26 protein-coding genes and 1 riboswitch are annotated in these 23,805 nt (G+C 73.4%); of the genes, 16 read left to right on the forward strand and 10 right to left on the reverse strand.

The features are described 5' to 3' along the window. Positions 1 to 74: 74 nt before the first annotated feature. The 3 genes from ACZ56V_RS23990 to ACZ56V_RS24000 all read right to left on the reverse strand — a co-directional run bounded on the left by ACZ56V_RS23990 (position 75) and on the right by ACZ56V_RS24000 (position 3,512). A complete protein-coding gene (locus ACZ56V_RS23990) occupies positions 75 to 1,673 on the reverse strand; it encodes an FAD-dependent oxidoreductase (protein WP_398908575.1) in 1,599 nt (532 codons plus the stop codon). A 46-nt stretch (positions 1,674 to 1,719) separates the two neighbouring features. Continuing rightward, entirely contained in the window at positions 1,720 to 2,745 is a 1,026-nt protein-coding gene (locus ACZ56V_RS23995) for a LacI family DNA-binding transcriptional regulator (protein WP_468945227.1), read from the reverse strand. 248 nt (positions 2,746 to 2,993) lie between these two features. Beyond that, positions 2,994 to 3,512, reverse strand: a complete 519-nt coding sequence (locus ACZ56V_RS24000; protein WP_468945066.1) for a GNAT family N-acetyltransferase — start codon at positions 3,510 to 3,512, stop codon at positions 2,994 to 2,996. Positions 3,513 to 4,107: 595 nt separating this feature from the next. Here ACZ56V_RS24000 and abc-f point away from each other — a divergent pair. Beyond that, entirely contained in the window at positions 4,108 to 5,742 is a 1,635-nt protein-coding gene (gene abc-f, locus ACZ56V_RS24005; RefSeq protein WP_468945069.1) for a ribosomal protection-like ABC-F family protein, read from the forward strand. A 78-nt stretch (positions 5,743 to 5,820) separates the two neighbouring features. Continuing rightward, entirely contained in the window at positions 5,821 to 6,276 is a 456-nt protein-coding gene (locus ACZ56V_RS24010; RefSeq protein ID WP_398908568.1) for a flavodoxin family protein, read from the forward strand. A gap of 44 nt (positions 6,277 to 6,320) precedes the next feature. On the opposite strand, the gene ACZ56V_RS24015 is transcribed toward ACZ56V_RS24010, so the two are convergent. The 5 genes from ACZ56V_RS24015 to ACZ56V_RS24035 all read right to left on the reverse strand — a co-directional run bounded on the left by ACZ56V_RS24015 (position 6,321) and on the right by ACZ56V_RS24035 (position 11,005). After that, on the reverse strand, positions 6,321 to 7,094 hold the full coding sequence (locus ACZ56V_RS24015; protein ID WP_467379975.1) for an ABC transporter ATP-binding protein: 774 nt from the start codon (positions 7,092 to 7,094) through the stop codon (positions 6,321 to 6,323). Beyond that, positions 7,091 to 8,116, reverse strand: coding sequence for a FecCD family ABC transporter permease (locus ACZ56V_RS24020; RefSeq protein WP_468945230.1), 1,026 nt, complete (start codon positions 8,114 to 8,116; stop codon positions 7,091 to 7,093). The genes ACZ56V_RS24015 and ACZ56V_RS24020 overlap by 4 nt, the downstream gene beginning before the upstream one ends. A gap of 32 nt (positions 8,117 to 8,148) precedes the next feature. Then, complete coding sequence (locus tag ACZ56V_RS24025) at positions 8,149 to 9,228, reverse strand: ABC transporter substrate-binding protein (protein WP_398908564.1); 1,080 nt, start codon at positions 9,226 to 9,228, stop codon at positions 8,149 to 8,151. A 64-nt stretch (positions 9,229 to 9,292) separates the two neighbouring features. Further along, positions 9,293 to 9,478: riboswitch (cobalamin riboswitch) on the reverse strand. A gap of 159 nt (positions 9,479 to 9,637) precedes the next feature. Beyond that, positions 9,638 to 10,570: a M56 family metallopeptidase gene (locus ACZ56V_RS24030; RefSeq protein WP_356367959.1), complete on the reverse strand. Its 933-nt coding sequence runs from the start codon at positions 10,568 to 10,570 to the stop codon at positions 9,638 to 9,640. Between the two features lie 6 nt (positions 10,571 to 10,576). Continuing rightward, the gene (locus tag ACZ56V_RS24035; RefSeq protein ID WP_356367961.1) at positions 10,577 to 11,005 is read right to left on the reverse strand and encodes a BlaI/MecI/CopY family transcriptional regulator; all 429 of its coding nucleotides are present in this window, start codon (positions 11,003 to 11,005) and stop codon (positions 10,577 to 10,579) included. A 95-nt stretch (positions 11,006 to 11,100) separates the two neighbouring features. On the opposite strand from ACZ56V_RS24035, the gene ACZ56V_RS24040 reads away from it, so the two are divergent. Beyond that, positions 11,101 to 11,676 carry a TerD family protein gene (locus tag ACZ56V_RS24040; protein ID WP_104633254.1) on the forward strand — a complete coding sequence of 192 codons (576 nt, stop codon included), beginning with the start codon at positions 11,101 to 11,103 and terminating at the stop codon, positions 11,674 to 11,676. 88 nt (positions 11,677 to 11,764) lie between these two features. Here ACZ56V_RS24040 and ACZ56V_RS24045 read toward each other — a convergent pair whose 3' ends face one another. Then, positions 11,765 to 12,451: a lytic polysaccharide monooxygenase auxiliary activity family 9 protein gene (locus ACZ56V_RS24045; RefSeq protein WP_468945075.1), complete on the reverse strand. Its 687-nt coding sequence runs from the start codon at positions 12,449 to 12,451 to the stop codon at positions 11,765 to 11,767. A 227-nt stretch (positions 12,452 to 12,678) separates the two neighbouring features. Next, entirely contained in the window at positions 12,679 to 14,790 is a 2,112-nt protein-coding gene (locus ACZ56V_RS24050; RefSeq protein WP_468945078.1) for a DUF1996 domain-containing protein, read from the reverse strand. Positions 14,791 to 15,201: 411 nt separating this feature from the next. Between ACZ56V_RS24050 and ACZ56V_RS24055 the strand changes: the two genes are divergently transcribed. The 13 genes from ACZ56V_RS24055 (at position 15,202) to ACZ56V_RS24115 (ending at position 23,796) form a co-directional block, all read left to right on the forward strand. Continuing rightward, positions 15,202 to 15,855, forward strand: a complete 654-nt coding sequence (locus ACZ56V_RS24055) for a class I SAM-dependent methyltransferase (RefSeq protein WP_468945081.1) — start codon at positions 15,202 to 15,204, stop codon at positions 15,853 to 15,855. Positions 15,856 to 15,897: 42 nt separating this feature from the next. Continuing rightward, positions 15,898 to 16,215 carry a gas vesicle protein GvpO gene (locus tag ACZ56V_RS24060; RefSeq protein WP_356367974.1) on the forward strand — a complete coding sequence of 106 codons (318 nt, stop codon included), beginning with the start codon at positions 15,898 to 15,900 and terminating at the stop codon, positions 16,213 to 16,215. A 36-nt stretch (positions 16,216 to 16,251) separates the two neighbouring features. After that, entirely contained in the window at positions 16,252 to 16,764 is a 513-nt protein-coding gene (locus ACZ56V_RS24065; protein ID WP_468945084.1) for a gas vesicle structural protein GvpA, read from the forward strand. After that, positions 16,761 to 17,552, forward strand: a complete 792-nt coding sequence (locus tag ACZ56V_RS24070; RefSeq protein ID WP_468945088.1) for a GvpL/GvpF family gas vesicle protein — start codon at positions 16,761 to 16,763, stop codon at positions 17,550 to 17,552. The genes ACZ56V_RS24065 and ACZ56V_RS24070 overlap by 4 nt, the downstream gene beginning before the upstream one ends. Before the next feature lie 4 nt (positions 17,553 to 17,556). Next, on the forward strand, positions 17,557 to 17,835 hold the full coding sequence (locus ACZ56V_RS24075) for a gas vesicle protein GvpG (RefSeq protein WP_398908552.1): 279 nt from the start codon (positions 17,557 to 17,559) through the stop codon (positions 17,833 to 17,835). Further along, positions 17,832 to 18,443: a hypothetical protein gene (locus ACZ56V_RS24080; protein ID WP_467379961.1), complete on the forward strand. Its 612-nt coding sequence runs from the start codon at positions 17,832 to 17,834 to the stop codon at positions 18,441 to 18,443. Before ACZ56V_RS24075 ends, ACZ56V_RS24080 begins: the two co-directional genes overlap by 4 nt. Next, entirely contained in the window at positions 18,440 to 19,363 is a 924-nt protein-coding gene (locus ACZ56V_RS24085) for an SRPBCC family protein (protein WP_468945092.1), read from the forward strand. Before ACZ56V_RS24080 ends, ACZ56V_RS24085 begins: the two co-directional genes overlap by 4 nt. A gap of 21 nt (positions 19,364 to 19,384) precedes the next feature. Next, a complete protein-coding gene (locus ACZ56V_RS24090; protein ID WP_468945094.1) occupies positions 19,385 to 19,732 on the forward strand; it encodes a gas vesicle protein in 348 nt (115 codons plus the stop codon). Further along, complete coding sequence (locus ACZ56V_RS24095; protein ID WP_468945096.1) at positions 19,729 to 20,577, forward strand: GvpL/GvpF family gas vesicle protein; 849 nt, start codon at positions 19,729 to 19,731, stop codon at positions 20,575 to 20,577. The genes ACZ56V_RS24090 and ACZ56V_RS24095 overlap by 4 nt, the downstream gene beginning before the upstream one ends. After that, positions 20,574 to 20,822, forward strand: coding sequence for a gas vesicle protein (locus ACZ56V_RS24100; protein ID WP_468945099.1), 249 nt, complete (start codon positions 20,574 to 20,576; stop codon positions 20,820 to 20,822). The genes ACZ56V_RS24095 and ACZ56V_RS24100 overlap by 4 nt, the downstream gene beginning before the upstream one ends. Next, the gene (locus tag ACZ56V_RS24105) at positions 20,819 to 21,121 is read left to right on the forward strand and encodes a gas vesicle protein K (RefSeq protein ID WP_356368000.1); all 303 of its coding nucleotides are present in this window, start codon (positions 20,819 to 20,821) and stop codon (positions 21,119 to 21,121) included. The genes ACZ56V_RS24100 and ACZ56V_RS24105 overlap by 4 nt, the downstream gene beginning before the upstream one ends. A 114-nt stretch (positions 21,122 to 21,235) precedes the next feature. Continuing rightward, a complete protein-coding gene (locus ACZ56V_RS24110; protein WP_398908539.1) occupies positions 21,236 to 22,339 on the forward strand; it encodes a substrate-binding domain-containing protein in 1,104 nt (367 codons plus the stop codon). Between the two features lie 125 nt (positions 22,340 to 22,464). Beyond that, positions 22,465 to 23,796: an ABC transporter substrate-binding protein gene (locus ACZ56V_RS24115; protein ID WP_467379952.1), complete on the forward strand. Its 1,332-nt coding sequence runs from the start codon at positions 22,465 to 22,467 to the stop codon at positions 23,794 to 23,796. The last annotated feature ends 9 nt before the right edge of the window (positions 23,797 to 23,805 follow it).

Consider the following 23,805-nt stretch of genomic DNA (forward strand, 5'->3'; position numbering starts at 1 on the left):
GGTCCGCACGCGGGCGGTCACCGGGCGGGGCAGGTGGTGCTGCCCCGCCCGACTCCCGTCCCGCGCGGGGTCGTTCAGTAGCCCCTGACGTCGGGCCAGTGACGCTGTACGCCGTCGCGGTCGAGCACCCTGGCGAACTCCTCGAACCTCTTGTCCTCGGCCTGCACCTCGTGCGGCTCGACGTCCTCGGCGAGGCAGTGGGCGGCGAGGGCTCCGGCGACCTCGCCGACGTTCCACTCCACGGGGTGCAGGCGGTAGCAGCCGTTGGTGATGTGGGTGGTGCCCAGGTTCTTGCCGGCCGGCAGCAGGTTGCGCACCCGGCGCGGGACGAGCGCGCCGAGCGGAATCTCGAAGGGGACGGAGCCGATGTCGACGTACCCGTCGCCGCCGGTGGAGGGGTGCAGGTCGATGCGGTAGTTGCCGACGCCCACGGAGTCGCGGTGGCGGGTGCGGCCGTAGGGTCCGAGCAGGTCGATGGAGACGTCGTGCTCGGTGACGGTGGTGACGGCCTTGATACGGCGGGACTCGCGGACGTAGGCGGCCTTGGCGAGGCCGTCGGCGGTGCCCATCACGTCGGGGCGCGGGCGCAGCCCGGGGAAGCCGGTGCCGCCGTCGGAGCGGGGCGCCTCGGTCTGCAGCCAGTACAGCACGGACAGGGACAACTGCCGTGCCTCGCGCAGGGCTTCGGCCTCCTGGCCGATGTAGGGCCTCAGCCAGTAGTCGTTGAGCGGCCAGTTGACGAGGGTGATGTCGGAGTCGAAGGCGCCGTCGGTGTGCAGCTTGCGGGCGAGGATGCGGCGGAAGCCCCACAGTTCCTTGTCGCCCGCGTCGGCGCTCTGGTCGGCGCTGACGGCCAGCGGGTCGAGGTCGGGGTTGGGTTCGAAGGTGCGCGGCACCGGTTCCAGGGTGCGCGGGTCGGGGGCCTCGAAGCCGAGCAGCGGTCCCGGCCAGAAGTCGGGCTTGTAGTCGCGCCAGAAGTCGTAGTCGGCGGGCCGGTCGATGGTGTGGTCCTGGCCCTCGTGGTGGGAGAGGGCGAAGCAGACGGTGATGCCCTGCTGGTTGCCCGGCTGGGCCTCGTCGGGGGCGTGCGGTTCGTCGAACTCGGCCCGGGACTCGGCGCCGTTGACGTGCTCGACGCCCGCGAGGTGGAGCAGTTCGCCGGTCTCGGTGGCGTCCAGGACGTAGCGGGCGGGGACGGTGCGGCGGGTGCCGTCGCGGAGGTCCTCCAGCGTGACGGCGCGTACGACATCGTTGTCGGCCTCGGCGGCCACCGGCCGGTGCTCGGTGAGGACGGTGAGCCGTCCGGCCGCCCGGTGCGGGGCGAGCATGCCCTCCAGGACGGCGAGGGCGACGCGCGGCTCGTGGCAGAGCTTGCTGACCCGGCCGGCGCCCGGGTTGAGGTCGGTGAGGGCGGCGGCCTCGGCGCGCAGGGGGTACCACTGGCGGTAGTACTGGCGGATGCCCTCGCGCAGTCGCCGGTAGGTGGCGGTGGTGCCGAACTGTTCGACCCACGGGTGCTCGTCGGGCGGCACGGCCTGGCTGGTGAGCTGGCCGCCGATCCAGTCCGTCTCCTCGGTCAGGACGACACTGCGGCCGGCCCGGCAGGCGGCGAGCGCCGCGGCGACGCCGCCGAGGCCGCCGCCGACGACGAGGATGTCGGGTTCCGGTATCACGCTGCTGCTCCTTAGGTGGTGCGGTCGGTGCTGTGGGCTCGGTGGTTCAGGGGGCGGCCGGGGGTGGGCCCGCGGTCGCGCCGGGCCTGAAGGCGCAGGCGACGAGGGTGCCCTCGGCGGGCCCGCCCGCGATACGGGCGGCGAGCAGCCGTACGGCCTCGGCGCCCAGCGCGGGGCGCGGGATGTCGAAGCCCATCGGCGCGGGTTCACCGGCGAGGTCGGCGGGCGGGCTGCCGAGCAGCGCGAGCGACACCTGGCCGGGACAGTCCAGACCCGCCTGGTCGACGGCGGCGCGCAGGGCCCGCCAGGCGGCGCCGGTGTCGGTCTCCTCGGCGACGAAGGCCGTGACGCCGTCGGCCACCCAGGCACGGACCCGGTCGGCGGTGAGGTCACCGCGCGGGTCGCCGGAGCGGAACACGGCGTCAGGACCGGCGGGCAGGCCGCTGTCCGCGAGCCCGTCAAGGAAGCCGCGTTCGCGGTCGGTGGAGGCGGGGGCGTCGTCGTCCTCGCGGACGAGGAGGACGCGCCGGTGGCCGAGCCCGGCGAGCGCGGTGACGACCTCGCGGCTGGCGCTGACGTAGTCGGCACCCACCCAGGCGAGGCCCTCGGGCTCGTCGCGCCGGCCGACGTGGACGACGGGGAAGTCGTCGGCGACCAGTCGGCGCAGTTCGTCCGCGGGGGCGTGGCGGCCCAGGAAGAGGCAGCCGTCCGCCAGCCGTACGCGGTTGAGCGCGCCGGCTCCCCCCGCGCCCGCTCCCCCGGTGCTCGACCCGGTGAACAGCACCAGGTCGTAGCCCTGCGCGGCGGCTTCCTGCTCCACCCCGACGAGGAACGGGTAGTACGAGTGCCGGACGTCGGTCGGGAAGGTCGCGGTGAAGCTGAAGACGCCGAGCAGGTTGTTGCGGGCGGCGGCGAGCCGGCTGGCGGCCGGGTCGGGGACGTAGCCGAGGCTGTGGGCGGCGTCCAGGACCTTCGCCCGGGTCTCCGCCGAGATCGGCCGGCCCGTCGCGATGTCGCGGCCGGACAGCACCAGGGACACCGTCGCCTGGGAGACACCGGCGAGCCTGGCCACCTCCGCCTGCCTCGGCCGGGCCCGCCGGCCGGCCGGCGCGGGGGTCCTCCCCGGCCTCGCCCGCCCTGCGGCTTCCTTCGCCACCACGGCTCCTCTCCGTCGCTCCATCGCGCGCAGTTGTTAATGCGCATTACCTAATGCGCATTAACAAGCAATGTGAAGGACCGCGGGCATCCGGTCAAGGGGTTGCGCCGAGGAAATGCCGTGTGGCGGCGGAAGGGACTCCCGCCGCCACACGGAGTGTCGGGTCAGATGCCGAACGGTGCCGCGTACCGGACGGTGCCGTCGGGCAGCGGGTGGGCGGCGTCCAGGGTGAGGGCCATCAGGGCCTCGTCCGGGACGTCGATGGTCAGCCCGATGCCGTGGGCGGAGGCCCGGGTGAAGCCGAAGCGGGGGTAGTACTCCGGGTGCCCGAGGACGACGACATGGTGCTCGCCGAGGCGCTCGGCGGCGGCGAGCGCGGCCCGGACGGCGGCCGTACCGACACCGGTGTTCTGGTACGCGGGCCGGACGGCGACGGGTGCCAGGCACAGTGCGGGGCTGTCGCCGATGTGGCAGCGGGTGAGCAGGGCGTGACCGACCGGGCGGTCGGCGTCGTCCACCGCGACGAGGGACAGGCCCTCGATCCACGCCCCCGGGTCGGCGCGCAGCGCGTCGACGAGAACGGCTTCCTCGGGGGTGGGGAAGGCGGTGCGGACGATGTCCCGGACGGCGGGGACGTCGGCGCCGGTCTCGGCGCGGGTGGTCCAGGAACGAGAAGAAGACATGACGGGACTGGAGTCCTTTTCAGGTGTGCGTTCGGGGATGCGGGGTCAGGCCGCCGCTCGGGGCGCAAGGGAGATCCGGGCACCGCGAAGGACGGCGTCGTGCACGGTCATCAACCTCACCTCCCTGTCCTCCCGCTCCCATGGAGCCCGATCGAACGCGAACGGTGACCACCGTACCCGTGGCAGCGCGTGCGTCGGGCGAGGTCACCAAGGCTTCCCAGGGCTTCGACCAATCCGCGGGCCGCCCGGCCCCGGCTCTCGTTCGACGACCACGGCACGATGCGCCCGGCCGGACCACCGGTTCCGCGGTCGGCGCCGCACGCTTGGTCCGGCGCCGCACGCCTCGTCCGACGCCGCACCGCGACCGGTGCGGTAGAAGCCCGGCTGCTAGGCTGGTGCGGACGTTGATCGTGCAGTGAGGAGTCGTGGACATGGTGGGTGACGACGACATCTCCGGGTGAGATCCGGTCCCGGTAGGCCGCAGCGGGCGCATTTCTGGCGCCGACGCAGTGGCCCCTTCGTCGTTCCCTTTTCCCTGTCTTCCTTCCCGGGCAGAGGTCTGTTCCCTGCCCCTCAGCTCCACGAGGTCGTCTCCATGTCCGACGCCGTCCTGCGCTGCTCCCACCTGTCCTTCTCCTGGCCCGACGACACCCCCGTCTTCGAGGACCTGTCGTTCACCGTGGGCGCGGGCCGCACGGGTCTCGTGGCTCCCAACGGGGCCGGCAAGTCCACCCTGCTCAAGCTGATCGCCGGGGAGCTGCGGCCCACCGCGGGCTCCGTGACGGTCTCCGGGGTCCTCGGCCATCTGCCCCAGACCCTTCCCCTGACGGGGAGCCTGACCGTCGCCGAGGTCCTCGGCGTCGACACCGTGATCCGGGCCATCGACGCCGTCGAGTCCGGGGACGTGGCCGAGGAGCACTTCACGGCCATCGGCGACGACTGGGACATCGAGGAACGCACCCGCGCCCAGCTCGACCGCCTGGGCCTGGGCGCCCTCGCCCTGGACCGGCGGCTCAGCACGCTCAGCGGCGGTCAGGTCGTCTCCCTCGGACTCGCCGCCCAACTGCTGAAGCGGCCCGACGTACTGCTGCTCGACGAGCCCACCAACAACCTCGACGCGGCCGCCCGGAGCAGACTCCACGACGTGCTCACGGACTACAGCGGCTGTCTGCTGCTGGTCAGCCACGACCGGGAGCTGCTCGAGGGCATGGAGCGCATCGCCGAACTCGACCGCGGTGAACTGCGCGTCTACGGCGGCAACTTCACCGCGTACGAGGAGGCCGTCCGCGCCGAGCAGGAGGTCGCCGAGAAGAACGTCCGCAACGCCGAACAGGAGCTGAAGCGGGAGAAGCGGGAACTGCAGCAGGCCCGCGAGCGCGCCGACCGCCGCGCGAGCAACGCCGCCCGCAATCTCAAGAACGCCGGGCTCCCCCGCATCTTCGCGGGCACCATGAAGCGCGGGGCCCAGGAGTCCGCGGGCCGGGCGGGCCAGACCCACGCCAACCGGGTCGGTGAGGCGAGGGCACGGCTGGACGAGGCGGAGCGGTCGCTGCGCGAGGAACAGCGCATCACGCTGGACCTGCCGGAGACCGACGTCCCCGCGGGCCGTACCCTCTTCCTCGGTCAGCGGCTGCGGATCCGGCTCGGTGAGCGGGAGGTGTTCGCCGGAGCGGGCGTCGACCTGACGGTCCGGGGGCCCGAGCGGATCGCGCTGACCGGGTCCAACGGCGCGGGCAAGAGCACGCTGCTGCGGCTGCTCAACGGCGACCTGGAGCCGGAGAGCGGCGACCTCAGGCGCGCCGACGGGCGCGTCGCGTATCTCTCCCAGCGGCTCGACCTGCTGGACGAGGAGCGCACCGTCGCCGAGAACTTCGCCGCCTACGCCCCTCACCGTCCGGAGGCCGAGCGGATGAACCTCCTCGCGCGCTTCCTCTTCCGGGGTGCCCGCGCCCATCTGCCCGTCGGCCTTCTCTCCGGCGGCGAGCGGCTGCGGGCCACGCTGGCCTGCGTCCTGTGCGCGGAACCGGCCCCGCACCTGCTGCTCCTGGACGAGCCGACGAACAACCTCGACCTGGTCGGCGTGGGCCAGCTGGAAAGCGCCCTGAACTCCTACCGGGGTGCGTTCGTGGTCGTCAGCCACGACCGGCGGTTCCTGCGTGAGATCGGCGTCGACCGCTGGCTGCGGCTGGCGGACGGCGAGCTGACGGAGACGGGGGCGACCGAGGAGTAGGGGCCGGCCGGGGGCGGACCTCCCGGATGCCGTGGGGTCCGTTTGCGGTCGGCGGGTGCGGGGCGGCAGGCTGCCGGTGTGGCCACTTTGCTGATCGTGCATCACACGCCGTCGCCGAACTGCCAGGCGATGCTGGAGTCCGTCGTGTCCGGGGCGACCGCGCCCGAGATCGAAGGGGTACGGGTGGTCCGGCGGGCGGCCCTGGCGGCCACGGCCGTCGACGTGCTGGAGGCGGACGGCTTCCTGCTGGGCACCCCGGCCAACCTGGGCTACATGTCGGGTGCGCTCAAGCACTTCTTCGACCAGGTCTACTACCCCTGCCTGGACGAGACGCGGGGCCGCCCCTTCGGCTACTACGTGCACGGGGGCAGCGACACCACGGGCGCGGTGCGCGGCATCGAGTCGGTCACGACCGGCCTCGGCTGGCAGCGCGCGGCGCCCGCGGTGAACGTGGCCGGTGAGCCCGGCAGGGCCGACCTGGAGGCCTGCTGGGAGCTGGGGGCCGCGCTCGCCGCCGGTCTGATGGACGACTGAGCCGGCCGGCCGAGCGCGTTCCTGGTGACCGCCCGCACGGGCTCCTAGCGCGGCAGTGTGCCCAGGAAGCGCACGTGCGGGCGGCCTGCCGGACCGGCGCGGGTGATCTCGGCGTCGACCCCGTAGACCTTCGCGACCAGGTCCGTCGTCAGGACCTCCGTCGGTTCGCCGCAGGCCACGACCCGTCCCTCCGAGAGGACGACGAGGTGGTCGCAGTACATCGCGGCGAGGTTGAGGTCGTGCAGCGCGACCACGCTGGTGACCGGCAGGGCGGAGACGAGGGCCAGCACGTCCAGCTGGTGCTGGATGTCGAGGTGGTTGGTCGGTTCGTCGAGCAGGAGTTCACGCGGCTCCTGGGCGAGGGCGCGGGCGATCTGGACGCGCTGGCGTTCGCCGCCGGAGAGGGTGTGCCAGAGGCGGTCGGCCTGACCCGTCAGTCCGGTGCGGTCCAGGGCGTCGGCGACCGCCTCCTCGTCGGCCGCCGACGCCGGTGACCAGGCGCGGCGGTGCGGGATGCGGCCGAGCCGGACGGCGTCCCGGACCGTCAGTTCCACCTGCGTGTCCGTCTGCTGCTCCACCACGGCCACGCGCCGGGCCACGTCCCGGCGGCCCACCCGGCCCAGGGGGCGTCCGTCGAGGCTGACGCGGCCCGAGGTCGGGGCGAGTACGCCGGCCAGCAGCCGCAACAGGGTGGACTTGCCTGAGCCGTTGGGGCCGAGCAGGCCCGTCATGGCGCCGTCGCGGGGGCTCAGGTCGACGCCGTCCAGGATCAGCCGGCCACCGGTGGTGCGGGAGACCCGCTCGGCGTTCAGGGTCACCGTGTCCTCCGGGTGCGGTACAGCACGAGCACGAAGGCCGGTACGCCGATCAGCGAGGTCACCACTCCCACCGGGACCTCCTGGGGTTCGAGGACGGTACGGGCCAGGGTGTCGACCCACACCAGGAACACGGCACCGGCGAGAACGCAGACCGGCAGCAGCCGGGCGTGTCCGGGACCGGTGAGCGCCCGTACCGCGTGCGGCAGGACCAGCCCGACGAAGCCGATCGCGCCGGCCGAGGCGACCAGGGCGGCGGTGAGCAGGGCGGTGGCGCACAGCAGCACCAGCCGGGTGCGGGCCACGTGGACGCCGAGCGCGGCCGCCGCGTCCTGGCCGAAGGCGAAGGCGTCCAGCGTCCTGGCGTGGCCGAGGCAGACGGCCAGGACCAGCAGCAGGACGGCCGTGCCGGTCCACACGTCGCTCCAGCCCGCGCCGCCGAGCGAGCCGAGCAGCCAGAACAGCACGCCGCGGGTGGTCTCGGCGTCGGCGGCGGTCATGACGACGAAGGAAGTGAGCGCCGAGAACAGCTGCATCGCCGCCACGCCCGCGAGCACCACCCGGTCCGTGGTGCCGCCGAGACTGTGGCTGAGCAGCATCACCAGCGCGAAGGAGCAGACCGCGCCGATGAACGCCCCGCCGGGGACGGACAGCGCGCCGCCGCCCACTCCGAGCACGACGACCAGGACGGCGCCGGTCGAGGCGCCGGAGGAGACGCCCAGGACGAAGGGGTCGGCGAGCGGGTTGCGCAGCAGGGACTGGAGCACGGCCCCGCACACGGCGAGTCCCGCTCCGCACACCGCGGCCAGGAGGGTGCGGGGCAGCCGCAGGTCCCAGACGATGCCGGCGCGGATCGGGGACACGGCCCCGGCGTCGGTGCCGGCGCCGAGGCGGGCGGCGATCACGGACCACACGTCGGCGACACCGATGTCCGCCGGTCCGATGGTGACGGCGACGGCCACGGAGACGCACAGGGCGACGGTCCCGGCCACCGCCCACACGAGGGTGCTGCGCGGCGCGCGTATGCCGGGGACGGGAGCCGTCCGGCTCGCGGACGTCACTTGGCGAGCCCGAACCCGCGCAGGGCCGCCGCCACCTGTTCCACGCCCTCGACGGTACGGATGGTGGGGTTCATGGCCTGCCCGCTGAGCAGCACGTAGCGCTTCTCGCGGACGGCGGTCATGTTCCTGGTCACGGGGTTGGACTCCAGGAACTCGATCTTCTTCGCGGCCGTCTCCGCCGTCTGCGACTTGCGGGTGAGGTCGCCGAGGACCAGGACGTCGGGGTCCCGGTCGGCGACGGTCTCCCAGCCGGCCTGCGGCCACTCCTCGTGGGTGTCGTCCATGGCGTTGTCGGCGCCGACCGCGCGGGTGATGACTCCGGGCGCGCCGCAGCAGCCCGCCAGGTAGGGGGAGGTGGAGTTGGCGAACCAGTACATGAGGGTGACGCCGGAGGCGTCGATGCCGGAGGTCGCCCTGTCGACCCTGGACTCGAGTTCGGCGACGAGTTTCTCGCCGCGCTGCTCGACGTCGAAGATGCGGGCCAGGTCGCGGACTTCGCCGTAGACGGTGTCCATGGTGAGGGGCTCGTTCCGGACGCCGTCGCCGTCGCCGCTGTTGTCCTTGCCGGCGCAGTCGGACGGCGACAGGTAGGCGGGCACGCCGAGTTCCGTGAACCGTTCGCGGGTGGCCACACCGCCGGTGCCGAGGGTGGAGGCGAAGGAGGCGGCGACGAAGTCGGGTTCGGCGTCCAGGACCGTTTCGAAGGACGGCATGTCGTCGGCGAGCCGGGGGACGCCGGCGTTCGCCTTCTCCAGTCCCTTCATGACCGGGTCGGTCCAGGTGGCGGTGCCCGCCAGGCGGTCGGCGAGGCCGAGTGAGAGCAGGATCTCGGTGGTGCCCTGGTTGAGGGAGACGGCCCGGCGCGGCGGCGCGTCGACCCGGACGTCGTGCCCGCAGTCACGGACGGTGCGTGGGTAACCGGCCGCGTCGGCCCGGGCGGCCGGGTCGTCGGTGCCCGCGCCGGACCCGCAGCCGGAGGCCAGCACGGCGCCGGACAGGAGCAGGGCGGGACCGCGCAGGGCACGGCGGGAAAGAAGGAGTCGTCGTCGGGGGCCGACGGGGCGTGCTGCGGGCAAGGAAGGATCCTCTGGCGTCGAGGGCTCATGCGCGAAGCCCGTCCGTACGATGCGGCCCGCGCCGCACGCGGCACGGGTGCCAGCAGGTCTTCGGACTCGGGATCGACCGGACGGGACGCCTTCCCGGACGGCGTACGCCGCCCAGTGGCCCGTGTCCCGCCCGTCACCCTCACCGCTGCGCGTCAGTTCCGGATTCGCACCGGATTCCCTGACCCACCAGGTGGGTTCGACTGGCTTGCGCAAGCTACCACAGGGTCATCGCCCCGCCGGGGGACGGGCCACTGCCTCACCCGCTCCCCCGGGCCACCACGCCCGTCCGCGCGTCAGCTCTTCGGTATGAGGACGGTGTCGACGTCGATGATGTAGCCGTCGGCGTTGGCGCATGCGTGCGTCAAGGAGTGAGAACCGGTCAGAACGGCGTCGCGGCCCGCAGGATGAGGAACATCGTGACGGCGGCGTTCGCGGACGACATCGCCGAGACGGCGGTCCCGGCGGCCGCCGCCCACGCCGCCAGGCCGACCGACGTGAACACCGGGGGCCAGGTGCGGACGGCGGGAGCGGGCCCCAGCAGGGCCGCCACCCGGCGGGGCACCGGGCCGGGCGCCGCGAGGCCGGCGAGGGTGGCGACGGGGGTGCCGCGGGAGACGAGGGCCGCCTTGCCGATCGCGGTCGCCACCGCGCGGCGGTCACCGACCGCCCGTGCGGCCGCCTCGTCCGCCCACCGCTCCGCCGTGTAGGCCACGGCCGTCCGCAGGGGGCGCAGGAACGGGTTGGCCAGCGCGGCGAGCCGGACTGTGAGCAGGAAGCGGTGGTGCCGGGCGGCGAGGTGGGCACGCTCATGGGCGAACAGGGCGCGCCGCTCGCCCGGTTCGAGGCAGTCGAGCAGGGCCGTACTCACCACCACCCGGTCCCGGCGTCCCCCCGGCAGCGCGTACGCGTAGGGCACGTCGTCCGGCAGTACGGCCACCCCGGTGCCCGGCAGCCCGGCCAGTGCGCGGTGGGCGCGGCGGCGCACCCGGCCGTGCCGCCACAGGGCCCGCGCCGAGGCCGCGACCACCGCGCAGAGCGCGGGAATGGCCGCCTTGCCGACGATCTCGTCGTAGGGCACCGCCGCCCGTACCTCGGGGTCGGACCAGCCGTCGGGGAGCGGGTTGCCGGGCAGCTGGGCGGTGCCGACCACCATCACCAGGGCCAGGCACACGGTGCTGCACAGGGCCATCACGGCGGCGACGGCGGTGAGCAGCCTGGTCGCGGTCCGCGGGTGCAGGTGCTGCTCGGCGAGCCTGGCGATCGGCCACGCCGTCAGCGGCAGGACCAGGGGCAGGAAGACGAAGACCCCCATGCGGTGTCAGCCGTCCTCCGCGGCGCGCGCGTGCCCGAGCAGTTCGCGCAGCAGTCGCTCGTCGTCGGGGTCGAGGCCGGTGACGAAGCTGGCCAGTACCGCTTCCCGGTCGCTCTCGGCGTCCAGCACCTTGCGCATCTTCCGCGCGGCCAGGCCCGCCTGGTCCGAGGCGGGCGTCCAGGCGAAGGACCGGCCCGCGCGCTCGCGGCTGACGGCGCCCTTCTCGAGCAGCCGGGTCAGGATCGTGATCACCGTGGTGTAGGCGAGGTCGCCGCCGAGCCGTTCCTGCACCCAGCCGGCCGTCGCGGGCCCGTCCGCCTCGCGCAGCGCGGACAGCACCAGCGCTTCCAGCTCACCCTGGCCCCGCCGCCGCGGACGCCGGTCATCCGTCACCGCCCGCCTCCTTCCGCCGCCGATCGTCTTCCGGAGCGACATCGTATAGAAGGCTTACTTCTACAGTGTTGTAGATTGTCGGCAGGCACAATGAACACGGAACGCGGAACGCAGCGAACACGACGAAGGAGAACGCAGTGGGAGTTTCCCTGGCCAAGGGCGGCAACGTCTCGCTCAGCAAGGAGGCGCCCGGCCTGACCGCCGTGCTGGTCGGTCTGGGCTGGGACGTGCGCACCACGACCGGCACCGACTACGACCTCGACGCCTCCGCGCTGCTCCTCGACGCGTCGGGCAAGGTGCTCTCGGACGGGCACTTCGTCTTCTACAACAACCTCACCAGCCCGGACGGCTCGGTCGAGCACACCGGTGACAACCTCACCGGCGAGGGCGAGGGCGACGACGAGGCGGTCAAGGTGAACCTCGCCTCGGTCCCGGCCGAGGTGGACCGGATCGTCTTCCCGGTGTCCATCCACGACGCGGAGAACCGCGGCCAGAGCTTCGGCCAGGTCCGCAACGCCTTCATCCGGGTCGTCAACCAGGCGAACAACCAGGAACTCGCCCGCTACGACCTGTCCGAGGACGCCTCGACCGAGACCGCGATGGTCTTCGGCGAGCTGTACCGGCACGGCGCCGAGTGGAAGTTCCGGGCGGTCGGACAGGGCTACGCCTCGGGCCTCGCGGGCATCGCCGCGGACTTCGGCGTCAACGTCTGATCGGACACCCCGGCCGACGGCACGACCGGCCTCCCCGCCGGGCGCGGTGCGCCCGGCGGGGAGGGGTGGGGGGTGGGAGTGGCACGGGTCAGCCGAAGTCGACGTCGCTGCACAGGAAGTACGTCTGGTCCATGTGCGAGGCCTGCCAGATCGTGTAGACGACGTGGCGGCCGCTCAGCCCCGAGGTACTCACCGGGATCTCGTAGTTCTGGCTAGGCCCATAGCTGCCCGTGCGCGCGACCTGCTGGAGGTCTCCCCAGGTCAGGGCCTGCGTGGCGGGGTCGAAGCCCTGCTTGGTGACATAGACCAGGAAGTAGTCGGCGCCGTGGCTGGCCTGGTCGTGGAGCTTGACGGTGAAGTCGTCGGCGACGTCCGTGGTCTGCCACGGGCCCACGGCGTCGAGGGAGTTGTAGCGTCCACCCTCGGTGCGGCCGCCGCTGCAGAGCTGGCCGTCGGGGACGACCGCCTCGAAGTCGCCGGCCGAGCCGTTGCGGTACAGGCCGTTCCAGTTCCACATGGCGTTGGGGTTGTCCTGCCACGCCTGCCAGCACATGGGGTCCTCGTCGGCCATGGCCGGGTTCTGGAAGTCGTCGCCCCAGCGTTCCCAGCAGCCGTAGTTGCGGGAGGCGGGGTCGACGACCGAGCCGTGGGCGACGGCGGTGCCGCTCCAGGGGATCAGGGTGAGCAGGACCGCGGTCAGGGTGCTGAGGGCGAGGGTCGCGGCCCGCCGGGTGCCTCTGATCGGTGTCGCTGTGTTGTGATCATGACAAGTCATGACGTCCTTCTCTCGCGTGGGGGGACAGCGGGAGCACGCGGCGTCGCGAGCGCGAGTGGGAGCGCTCCCAAGGGCGGCTCGAAATCCAGGCTGCGCCTGGGTAAAGGATTTGGCAACATCCGAAACGAGCCACTTCCCGCCCCGAGGTGGCGTGGTCGATGCCTTCGACGCGACGGGGGGCGGGGGACGTTCCCCGCCCACCCGTCGTCATGCCGGTGGCGTGTTCGTCACAGCGCACGCCGCCTGGAACGGATCAGCAGCACACATCCACCGGCGAACAGCACGCCGCCGACCGCCGCGGGCCACAGGCCGAGCCCGGAACCGGTTTCGGCGAGTCCACCCTGCGCCTGCGGTCGGGGCGCCGACCCGGCGCCGCCGGCGTTGCCACCCTTGCCGGTGTTGCCGCTGTTCTCCGACGCCTCGGTCGCGGCCCCGGCGCTGCTCACGTCGTCCGGGGTGTCGGCGGCAGGCGTCGTCGCGGCCCTGGGCTCGGCGCCGGCGGAGGCGCCGACGGCCTGGTCCTCGGCCGGGTGTGCGGGCATGTCCCCGCCGGTCCCCTCGTTCCGTCCCTCGTTCTGCTCCTCGTTCCGGCCGGGGGCCTTCCCGTCGTCCTTCCCGCCTCCCTGTCCGTTCTGCTGATCCTGGCCGCCCTGGCCGGGGTCCGCGGGTGCCGAGGCCGTGGCGGTCTGCTCGGCCGGGGGCTGGGCGGTCTGGCCGCCGCCGTCACCGCCGCCGGGCTGCTCCTCGCCCTCACCCGGCTCGGACTCCGGAGGCGTGTCCGGGCCGCACTCGCGGCCCAGGTTGATGCACTCGACCATCTCGCGCATCAGATCCTCGTCGAAGACGTTGATGAAGTCGCTGTGGTCGGTGACCGGCTTGTGCAGCTGCTCGGGGAAGGAGTCCACGGCGAACAGCGGGACGGTCCTGCCCCCGTCCTCCAGGCTGGGCGCGGCCACGTCGTAGACGACCCGCTGCACCAGTCGCGGAACGGCCCGGAATCCCTCCGGGCAGCTGCCGTCGGCGGCGGCGAAGGCCATGTGGGTACGGTGGTTGGCGCTGTCGATGTTGCGGCCGTCCCAGCAGCTCTGGAAGGTGAAGGTGCGCACCACGTCGCTGCCCGAGGGGCAGAGCGGGTACTTGTCCTTCAGCTGCCGGTCCTCGAAACCGGTGCAGCTCCAGGAGGCGTTGGCGTTGGTGTTGCCGTTGACGAACGCCTTGGCGTCGCCGGTGATGATGCGCAGCAGCCGCGGCATCTCCGTGACCTTGCCCCGCTCGTTGCCCTCGAACGTCAGGGTGACCTCGGCCGGCGTGACGATCTCGCCCGCGTTGCCCTCGATGCCGCCGCCGGGTGACTGGGCGTCCTGTTCGGCGGTGCCGTTCTGGAGCCGCAGCACGGGCCAGTAGTACGAGGACTTGTCGCCCTGGTCGGCGCAGCTGGTGGCGCCGACGGCCAGGTCGTCGTCGCTGGCGAGGGCGTCGTTGGCCTGGTTGCCGACGTAGTCGTGGAAGTGGTGGGCGCCGTTGCTGACGCCGGGGGCGGCGATCAGGTTGTCCGAGTTGAACAGGCCCTCGGCGTTGACGCCGCAACTGGTGGCGAAGGAGCCGGTCGAGGCCTGCTTCTGCCGGGACGCGCGCACGACGTTGGGCTGGAGGGACTCGATGTCGACGTAGTCCGCCGCCACGGGACCGTTGCCCGCCTGTCCGCCGTTGCCGGGCTGCTGCTGCCCGTCACCGGGCTCTTGGCCCTTGCCGTCCTGCTGACCCTGCTCCTGTCCCTGGCTCTCTTCCTGCTCCTGCCCCTGTCCCTGCTGGTCCGGGCTGCCGCTCCCCGCGTCCGCCGACGCGATCTCGGTGCGGCGCAGGGCGCACTCCGCCAGGGCGTCCAGGCCCTCGGGACGGTCTCCGGCCTTGCCGACGGCGGCGGCGATGCGCTCGATCGTCGCCGCGCGCTCCTTCCGCAGCGGGTCGAGGATCGCGCCCTCGTCGAGGGTGCCGTCGTCCGCGGTGCGGGCGGCGTCCTGGAGGCCGCGGTAGGCGGCGGCGATCTGCTCGTCGAGGTGGGCGAGTTCGGTGTCGACCTCCGGCCTGGCCTGCTCCGGAACGGCCGTGAGCCGTTCGGTCAGGTCGGGGCAGTCGACGGTGGCCGCGACTCCGGAACTGCCCAGGGGGACGGCGGCGTTGCCTGACTCCGTCGCGGAGGCGAAGACGTTCACGGCCACCAGGCCGCTGCCCCCCAGTATCAGCGCGACCGCTCCGAAGGTCGCGCGCCGCGCCCCGGTCGGGCGTCTGCGCCTGTTGTGTCCCAAGGCGTGCTCCTGTGTCGTGACGGACTCGGACATGAATCGCCCCCGGCTCCATACGGAGTCGGGGGCCGGAGCGTTCAAGTGCCCTCGGAATTCTCAGGATTCCCTCACGTCACGGGCGCAGTACGCACCGGCGGCGGGGCACGCGCGACGTGGAGGGACGGGCGATGTGGCGGTGGACGGCTCACCGGGTCCGGGCTTCGCCGACCGGGTCGCCGCCGTGAGCGGCCCGGGCGCGTGACCGACGGGTGTCGTGAAGGTTCGGACCGGGGGAACCCGGCGGTCGTCAGGGCGCGGGTGCGCCTAGGACGGGTGGCCACGGCGCGGGACGCCGGCGGCCGCCGGCCCGTCCGGTCGGGGGCCCGTCGCCCGAAGGGCCCCTTGTGGGCGGCTCGCTCCCGGTGGAACGATGCCCGGGCAACGGCCCACCGCACCGAAGGGACCGCCGTGACCGACGACCGGGAGCGCCCACGGGCCGCCGCCGCGTTCGACGCGCTGGGCGTCGAGTACGAGAAGGCGTTCGCCAGGTCGAAGACGCACCGCCACTCACTGGAGTGGCTGCTGGCGCGGCTCGCGCCGGGCAGCCGGGTGCTGGACGTGGGCAGCGGCACGGGCCGGCCCACCGCCGAGACCCTCGCGGACGCCGGGCACGAGGTGCTGGGCGTCGACATCTCCCCGGTCATGGTGGAGCTGGCCGCGCGGCAGGTGCCGACCGCCACCTTCCGGTGCGCCGACATCCGAGACGTACCGCTGGCGGACGCCTCGTTCGACGCCGTCTGCGTGTACTTCTCCCTGCTCCAGATGGACCGGCAGGAGCAGAAGGACCTCGTACGGCACCTGGTGCGGCTGCTGAAGCCCGGGGGTTACCTGGTCCTGGCCACCGTGCCTCTGGACGTGGAGGACGTCGACGCCACCTTCATGGGTCAGCCGGTGCGCGTGACCAGTTTCCCCGCACAGGAACTGATCACCCTGGCCGAGGGGTCCGGCCTGGAGGTGCTGGCGCAGGAGGCGTCGATGTTCACCCCGGCCCACCCGGACGCCCGGCCGGAGCCGCACCTCTTCCTGCACTGCCGGCGCACGGGACAGCCCCGGATGGGGTAACTGCGCACGCGGGGTCCGGGCACCCACGGTCACAGTGGGCACATGACCGAACCTGGCGAGCGACGGCGCCGCACCACTTCCACGACCACGCGCGAGCGTGGCGTGCGGGACGCCCGGGACGCCGCCCGGCGCGCCGCCGACGCCCTGTCCGAGCTGATCCGGCACCACCTCGAAGGGGTCTCCGCGGTGTGCCGGAGCGAGGACGGCGGCTGGATCGTCGACGTGGACGTGCTGGAGGTGGCACGCATCCCCGACACCACCAGTCTCCTCGCCACCTACCAGGTCGAGTTGGACCCGGCGGGCGACCTGGTCCAGTACCGCAGGACCGCGCGCTACCGGCGTGGTGCCCAGGACCAGTGAGCGGGCCGTGAGGCCCGCACCCGGAAGGACCCCCGCATGATCACCTACGACGACGAGGTCGTCTGCGCGCCCCGCGCCGGAACCCTCTACGACGTCCTCGAACTGATTCTCGACCGCGGCATGGTGATCGACGTCTTCGTGCGCGTCTCCCTGGTCGGCATCGAGATCCTCAAGGTGGACGCGCGCATCGTGGTCGCGAGCGTCGACACCTATCTCCGGTTCGCCGAGGCCTGCAACCGGCTGGACCTTGAGCACGACGTGCGGTCCAAGACCGTGCCCGAGATGTTCGGCAGCCCGGTGGCCAAGACCGTGGGCAGGGCCGGTGCCAGGCGGACGGCACGCTCCCTGACCGACAAGGTGCGCGACGTCCTCACGCCCGAGGACGAGCCCGAGCACGACGAGGAGGGGGCGGAGGACCGTCCCCGCGCACGCGCGGAGCGCGGCAGGAGCCCGCAGCGGTCCCGCAGCCGGCCCTCCGCTCGGCCCCGCGACGAGGACGACCGCCCCCGTTCCCGCCCCCGCCGGCGCACCGAGGAGGAGGACCGATGACCGCGCCCGCCACTACCACCACCACCGGCACCGGCACCGCCGTCGAACCGGCGCCCGCCCCGAAGGCCCTGTACGTCTACGGCATCGCCCCCGCCGGGACCCGCACCCCCCGCTCCCCGGGCGTCGACGGCGCCCCGGTACGGCTGCTGAGCCGGTCCGGACTGTGCGCCGCGGTGTCCGACGCGCCCCCGCGGCTGCGTCCCCGGCGCCGGGACCTGCTGGCCCACCAGGCCGTTCTGGACGAACTGGCGGCCCAGGGACCGGTGCTGCCCATGCGGTTCGCGGTCCTCAGCCCGCGGCCAGACACCCTGCTCTCCCAACTGCGCTCGGACGCCGCCCACCTGACGGCACAGCTCGACGGCGTACGGGGGTGCGTGGAATTCAACGTCAAGGGGACGGTGGTGCCCGGCCACTTCGCCGATCTGGTACGCCGGGACGACAAGCTGCGCAGCCTGGCCCTGCGGACCCGGCGCCGGCCCGACTATGAGGCCAACGTCCGGCTGGGAGAGGCGATCGCCCTCGGTGTGCGCCGCGAGGCGCGGCGCGCGGCCCGGGAGGTCGTCGACCGGCTGGCCCCGCTCGCCGTGCGCACGGTCCAGGGCACGACCGACGACGAGCAGGTGCTCAGCGCGTCGTTCCTGCTGCGCTCGGCCGACGAGGCGCGGTTCAGGGAGGCGGTGGCGGCACGGGCCCGGGCCTGCGGGGACCGGCTGGCCCTGAGCGTGACCGGACCGCTGCCCTGCTACAGCTTCGTCGACCCGCGCCCCACGACACCGGCCGGCCGGTGACCGCGTGGGCATCGTGAGCGGTCTCCTCCTGCTGCCCCTCGCGCCGGTGCGCGGCACGGCGTGGATCGCCGACCACCTGCTCCAGGAGGCCCGGCGCCAGGCCCACGACCCGCGCGCCGTACAGGCTCGGCTGGCCGCACTCAACCGGGCCCTGGACGAGGGCGCCGTCGACGAGGCGTCCTTCGAACGCGAGGAGGAGCGGCTGCTCACCCTCCTCGAACGCCCGGCCCGGACCACCAGCCCTACGACCACCACGAATCCAGCGCGGAGACGACACCTATGAACGACAGCAGGACGGCCATGGCGGCTGCCGTGGCGGGCGGATACCTCCTGGGACGCACCAAGAAGGCCAAGCTCGCCTTCGCGGTCGGCTCCTACCTGGTGGGCCGACGCGTCGGCCTCTCCCCCGGCCAGGTGCTCGGCCAGGGGCTGGGCAGCCTACGACAGGCTCCGCAGTTCAAGGAGTTGAGCGACCAGGTCCGGGGCGAGCTGCTGACCGCCGGACGCGCGGCCGTCACCGCCGCGGCGAACCGCCGGCTCACCGGCCTCGCGGACAGCCTCCGCGACCGTACCGACGCGCTCACCGGCGAGGACCGCGGGGAGCGAGGGGACGACGGCCGCGACGACTACGACGACGACTCATGGGACGAGAACGCTCCGGACGAGAACGCTCCGGACGAGGAGGCTCCGGACGAGGACGCCTACTTCGACGACGAGGACCGGGCGGAAGACCGGCGGCCCGCGCCGGCACCGCCCCGCAAGTCGGCGGAGAAGGCGGCGAAGAGGCCGCCGGCCAAGAAGACCACGGCGAAGAAGTCAGCCGCCAAGAAGGCCGCACCGGCGAAGCGGGCGGCGGGTCCGGGCGGCAGGCGCGGAGGTGGGCGCGCATGACCCCCGACCGGCAGGACGACGGCGGACCGTCCCCCCTCGGCGACCTCAAGGACGCCCTGGGCGGCTACCTCTCCGCCGCGGGACACGGGCTCGTAGGCAAGGCCGGGGAACGGATCGGTTCCCTGACGGACCGCCTGACCGAGTCCGCCGACGGCGGCGGTTCCCCAGGAGGCGGCGGCGATTCGAAAACCGGTGGCGATTCGAAGAGCGGCGGCGGTTCGAAGAGCGGCGGCGGCAGCGTCAAGGCGACGCACATCATGGAGACCGTCGACATCGGCGTCCCCCTGCGCACCGTCTACGACCAGTGGACGCAGCTCCAGGACTTCAGCGGTTTCACCAAGGGCGTCCAGAGCGTCAGCCCGCACGACGAGGTGACCTCGGACTGGACCGCCAAGATCGCCTGGTCGACCCGCAGTTGGAAGGCGACCGTCCAGGAGCAGATCCCGGACCAGCGCATCGCCTGGACCTCCGAGGGCGCCAAGGGCAGTACCAACGGAGTGGTCACCTTCCACGAACTGGCGCCCCGGCTCACCCGGGTCGTCGTGGTCGTCGAGTACTACCCGGCGGGCTTCTTCGAGAAGACCGGGAACCTCTGGCGCGCCCAGGGGCGCCGGCTGCGGCTGGACCTGAAGCACTTCGCGCGGCACGTGTCCCTGACGGACGGCGAGGACGTCGAGGGCTGGCGCGGCGAGATCCGCGACGGCGAGGTCGTCAGGAGCCACGAGGAAGCGCTGGAAGAGGAGGAGCACGCCGACGACTCCGACGACGCGGAGGACGCCGAGGACGCCGAGGACGAGTACGAGGACCGGTACGAGGACGACGAGGAAGGTGAGTACGACGACGAGGAGGAGCCGTATGCGGACGAGGAGGACGACGACGAGGACGAGGAGGACGACGAACGTGCTCGCCCGCGTCGCTGACGCCGCCGCGGGGGGCAGGCGGTGACCGACCTCGACAACCGGTACCCGGGCCCGGGGACAGAGCCCTACGGGCCCCCTTCCGGCAGCCTCGCCGACCTCCTCGAACGCGTCCTCGACAAGGGCATCGTCATCGCCGGCGACATCAAGATCGACCTCCTCGACATCGAACTGCTGACGATCCGGCTGCGGTTGTTCATCGCCTCCGTGGACACCGCCAAGAAGGCGGGCATCGACTGGTGGGAGACCGATCCCGCGCTGTCGTCCCGGGCCGCGCGGGAGGCGCTCGCCGAGGAGAACGCGCGGCTGCGGGAGCGCCTTGATGCCCTGGAGGGGGCCGCCGAGGGCGAGACGACGGGAGCCGTGCGATGAGCGCGTCCGCCGTCTCCCCGGCGGCCACCGGCCTCGTGTGCGCCTTCGCCGTCACCCGCACCCCGCCCGACCCGGACGGTCTGGCGGCGGCCAGGGGGCACGAGGAAGGCGGCCCGCTGCGCGTGCTGCGTGCGGGCGGCCTGTGCCTGGTCGTGCAGGACGTGCCCGCGGCCCTGTTCGGCGAGGAGGCGCTGACCGAGCGCCTCAACCGGCCCGAGGACCTGGAGCGCTGCGCCCGCGCCCACCACCGGGGCGTCGAGGCCGCGGCCGGGCGGGGCCCCGTCGTACCGCTGCCGATGGCGACGCTGTACCGGGGCGACCTGACCGCGGCGCGGGCGGTGGCCGCCCGGCAGCCGGTGCTGGAAACGCTGCTGGACCGGCTCCGGGACCGTACGGAGTGGGCGGTGAAGGTGCACGCCGCCGAGGCCGCGCCCGAGGCCGCCGGAGACACCGGCACCGTTGCCCCCACCGGATCCGGCGGCGGCGGGCGTGCCTACCTCAGCCGGGTCAGCGCACGGCGGAGCGAAGAGCGGGGTGCGCGCGGGAAGGCGCTGGCCGAGGCGGAGGCCGTCGACGCGGCACTGCGGCGCCATGCGGTGGCCGCGACCCGGCACCGCCCGCAGAGCGAGCGGCTGACCGGCCGCCGGACCCCGCAACTGCTCAACGCGGCCTACCTGGTGGAGGACGCGCGGCGCGCCGACTTCACCGCGGCCCTGGCCCGGTTCACCGCCGGCGGGCCGCACCCGGCGGTGCGGGTGGAGGCCTCGGGCCCGTGGATCCCGTACTCCTTCGCCCGCTGGGACGAGGACCCGCAGGCCGGACCGGACCAGGAGGCGCCTTCATGACCGTCCCGGACGCCCGTACGCCAGGCCCGGCCACCGTGCCCTGGGGCGGCCCGGAGCCGTACGCACCGGTCGGGGTGCCCCTCGTCGACCTGCTGGACCGGGTGCTGGCGACCGGCGTCGTGGTCAGCGGCGATCTGGTGCTGGCCGTCGCGGACGTGCCGCTGGTGCGGATCTCCCTGCACGCGCTGCTGTCGTCGGTGAACGAGCGGGTGCCCGCTCCCTGGCCGGACAGCGGGCCGCTGTGACCGCGCCCCGGGACCGTGCCGCCCACGCCCTCGACCTGGATCCCGAGCGGGTCACCAACGACCTCGCCGCGCTGGTCCTCACCGTGGTGGAGCTGCTGCGCCAGCTCATGGAACGGCAGGCCGTGCGCCGCTTCGACGAGGGGACGCTGAGCGCGGAGCAGGAGGACCGGCTCGGCACGGCGCTCATGCTGCTGGACGAGCGCATGGACGACCTGTGCGCCCAGCACGGTCTGCGCCGCTGCGACCTGAACCTCGACCTGGGCCCGCTGGGACCGCTGCTGGCGGACCCGGAGCCGTAGGACGCTCCTGGCGTGAGACGCCCGGTCGTGGGGAAAGGCCCGGACACCCGGCGCGAGCGATCGTTATGATGACGCGGAATCGCTCAAACGAACATTCTCGGGTGGGGAGACCTGATGCGGGAGCCGGTCGATCTCAGGCGCCAGCGGATACTCGCGGCGGTCCAGGCGCGCGGTACCGCGCGGGTGCGCGACCTCGCCGACGAGTTGCAGGTCTCGGTGGTCACCGTGCGGCGCGACGTCGAGGAGCTGACGCGCGAGGGCAGGCTGAGCCGCGGGCACGGGGTCGTGCGGTCGACGCTGCCGGCCCGGGAGACCGTCGCCGAAGCGGTCCCGGCGGCCGGGGACCGGGTGGCCGTGGTGGTTCCCGTGCGGCACTCGTACCTGACCGAGACCCTGCACGGGGCCCGCACGGTCCTGGAGCGGGCGGGGGTGCGCATGGCCCTGCACCTCGCGCCGCAGGCGTCCGGCGCCGAACGCCCGCTGGTGGAGCGGGCGCTGGCGGACGGCGCGGACGGGCTGCTGATCGCCCCGCGCTGGCGCGGCCGGGCCGACGAGGAGGCCGACCACGAGTGGCTGGCCGGGGTCGGGGTGCCCACGGTGCTGATGGAGCGCCGCCCGTGGCGCGGCAGCGCGCTGCACGCCCTGGACTCGGTCTGCTCGGACCACTGGTACGGCGCGCACCTGGCGGTGGAGCACCTGGTGGGGCTGGGGCACCGGCGGATCGTGTTCGCCACCCGGCACGACAGCCCCACCGCCCGCTCGCTGCGTGCCGCGTTCACCCGGATCGCCGGGGCGCACCCCCTGGTGGAGCGGTGGGCGTGGGCGCTGGTGGCGCGGGAGGCCGGGGCCGACGGGCCGTACTCCGCGGACGAGACCGCCGAGCTGCCCGCGCTGATGCGCAAGATGGGCGCGTCCGCGATGGTGCTGCACGGCGACGTGGACGCGCTGATGGTCGTCCAGCGGCTCGCGGAGGAGGGGGTGCGGGTGCCGCAGGACTGCTCGGTGGTCGCGTACGACGATGTGGTGGCCGGTCTCGCCTCGCCTCCGCTGACGGCCGTGTCGCCGCCGAAGGCCGAGGTCGGGCACGCGGCGGCGGAACTGCTGCTCCAGCGGCTGGCCGAGGCGCCCGGCAGCCGGCCGGGCCGCCGGGTCGAGCTGCTGCCGCGGTTGATGGTGCGCGGTTCGACGGACCGGCCGGCCGAACCGCTTGCCGAATGAGCGTTTGAGCGTTTCATTTTCTTCTGATCGATCTATTGACCGTTTGAGTCAGGGCGTTCAGGATTCCGGTGTCTCGAAGAGTCGTGTCCGCACCCGCGCGGACCCGCAGGAGCCGCGGAGGCGCCATGCCCGGACGACCCAGCCGTCGCTCCGTGCTCGCCGCGATGACCGCCCTACCCCTGGCAGGAGCCGCGAGCGCCTGCAGCGGGGGGAGCGGCGCATCGTCGGCCCGCACGGGCACCACCACGCGCATCACCTTCTGGTCCGCCCTGCGCGGCAGCCAGGAGGTGGTCGACGCGTTCAACCGCACCCACCGCACCGTCCAGGTGGAGTTCCAGCAGATCCCCTCCGGTGGGCAGGGCGGTTACGCCAAGCTCAGCAACGCCGCCCGGGCCGGGAACGCGCCCGATGTCGCCACCCTCGAATACCCGCAGGTCCCGGGGTTCGCCATCGACGGCGTCGCCCGCGACATCACCGACCTGATGAGCGACGGCCTGCGCCGCAAACTGCTGCCGCAAGCGCTCGGCCTGACCACCTTCGAACGCCGGGTGTTCGCCGTGCCGCTGGACGTCGAGCCCATGGTGATGCACTACCGCGCCGACCTGTTCGACCGCTACGGGCTGGAAGTCGCCCGTACCTGGGACGAGTTCGCCGAGCAGGCCGCGACGGTGCGCCGCAAGACGCCCGACCGCCGGCTGGTGCTCTTCCCCACCGACGGGATGACCCAGTTCGCCTGCTACGCCTGGCAGGCGGGCGCCCAGTGGTTCGACACCTCGAAGGGCGCCTGGAACGTCTCGCTCGCCGACGCGCCCTCCCGGCGGGTCGCGGAGTACTGGCAGGGGCTGATCGACCGGGACGACGTCTTCATGAACGCCGTCGAGAGCAGGCAGTCGGACGCGCAGATCGGCAACGGACTGGTCCTGACCCGGCTCAGCGGCGCCTGGGACGCCGGTGCGCAGATGAACGCGCGGCCGGGACAGAAGGGCCAGTGGCGGATCGCGCCGCTGCCGCAGTGGGACCCCGGCAGCCCCTCGGCCGGCACGCACGGCGGCTCCACCTTCGCGATCACCGAGGACAGCAGGCACCCGGAGGCCGCGATGGAGTTCATCGAGTGGCAGGTCTCCCACCCCGACGCCCTGCGCGCCCGGCTCTCCAGCGGCACCAGCAGCCAGTACCCGGCCGCACCCGGCCTGGTCGCGGTGGGCCGCGAGGCCTTCGACCGCTCGTACTACGGAGGTCAGGACATCTACCGCCTGTTCGAGCAGGAGGCCGAGAAGATCGGCGACCAGTGGCTGTGGGGTCCGCGGATGAGCGCCACCCAGAAGGTCATGCAGGACTCCTTCGCCCGCGTCAGCGGCGGCCAGGGCAGCCTCGTCGAGTCGCTGCGCACCGCCCAGGAGGGCACCATGCCCGACCTCAAGGCCCTGGGCCTGTCCACCACCCAGCACAGCACCTGAGCCGACGAA

This window comes from Streptomyces sp. NPDC034099, assembly GCF_055575415.1.